1 pseudogene is annotated in these 1167 nt (G+C 77.8%); it reads right to left on the bottom strand.

Annotation, left to right across the window (positions count from 1 at the left end):
• Positions 1 to 90 precede the first annotated feature (90 nt).
• A pseudogene (locus tag PLL68_RS15540) lies at positions 91 to 1167 on the bottom strand (primosome assembly protein PriA); the annotation flags it as partial.

Genomic DNA, 1167 nt, shown 5'->3' with positions numbered 1-1167 from the left:
GACCGGGTCGCCGAACAGCCGGATGGGGGTGACACTCACGCCGGGGAGTCTAGGCCGTCATCATCTCGGGCTGCGGCGTGCTGAGCCCGGTCACGTCGTGGGGTCGGGTGGGTCGACGCGCACGGTGATGGTGTCGGGGTCCTTGCGGGCTGATGCCCGGGCTCGCATCGCCGCGAGTTCGCGGGTGAGGTCGGGGCCGTCGGGCCGGGGGACGGTGATGATCGTTCGCCAGCGCTCCTGAGGTGCCGGGCCCGCGGGCCCGGCGCTGCCGACGGCGCCCGCGTGCGGCAACGGCCCGAGCACCGCGGCGGATGCCGGGAGCCCCACCTCCGCGACCGCCCGCTCCAGCGCGGCGCGCGGGCCGGTGAGGGTGGCCAGGCGGGCCGCGGGTGGCAGCGACAGCTCGCGCCGCTCGGTGAGCTCGCGCTCGGCGAACCAGACTGGGTCCCACCTCACCAACGCCTCGACGGCGGGCACGGACACCTCGGTCGGTGCCCCCGCGAGCACGATCCGCCCCCCACCCGATGCCGGCCGCACGAGTGCTGCTGCCGCGAGCCACCGGCGCAGGGCCTCCTCCCCGGCGAGCAGCGTCGGTCGGTCGAGCAGTGCCCAGGCGTCGAGGAGCAGGGCAGCGGCGTAGCCCTCAGGTGCCACGGGCTCGGCACCCGGGGTCGAGACCACGAGCCGGGGACCCGCCTTGACGACGTCGAGCACCGTGCCGGCCCCGGAGCGTTCGACGGGCACACCGGGGAACGCCCGCCCCAGCTCCTCCGCCGTGCGACGGGCGCCGACGACAGCGGAGCGCAGTGCGTGCCCGCCGCAGGCCGGGCAGGTGAACGCCGTCTCGACCCGGCCGCACCAGCGGCACGACGTCGGCCCCTGCGGTCCTGCCAGCGCCAGCGGCCCGGCGCATGCCGAGCACCGGGCCGGTCGACGGCAGGTCTGGCACGACAGGGACGGCAGGTAGCCCCGCCGCGGGACCTGCACCAGCACCGGGCCGTGCGCCAGCGCCTCCTTCGCCGTGCGCCACGCCAGGCTCGGCAGGTGGGCGGCGGCGACCGCCGGGTCCCGGTCGGCGTCGTGCCCCTCACCGGCCACGCGCACCGACGCGACGGCCGCCCGCACCACCGCCCGGGGCGCCTCGACCGGGGTCAGCACGCCCCGGGA

It is taken from the genome of Ornithinibacter sp. (genome assembly GCF_035443565.1).
In the GTDB taxonomy this organism is placed as follows: Bacteria; Actinomycetota; Actinomycetes; order Actinomycetales; family Dermatophilaceae; genus Fodinibacter.
The sequence above is the reverse complement of the archived record's forward strand: the minus strand, read 5'-3'. Positions and strand labels throughout refer to the sequence as shown.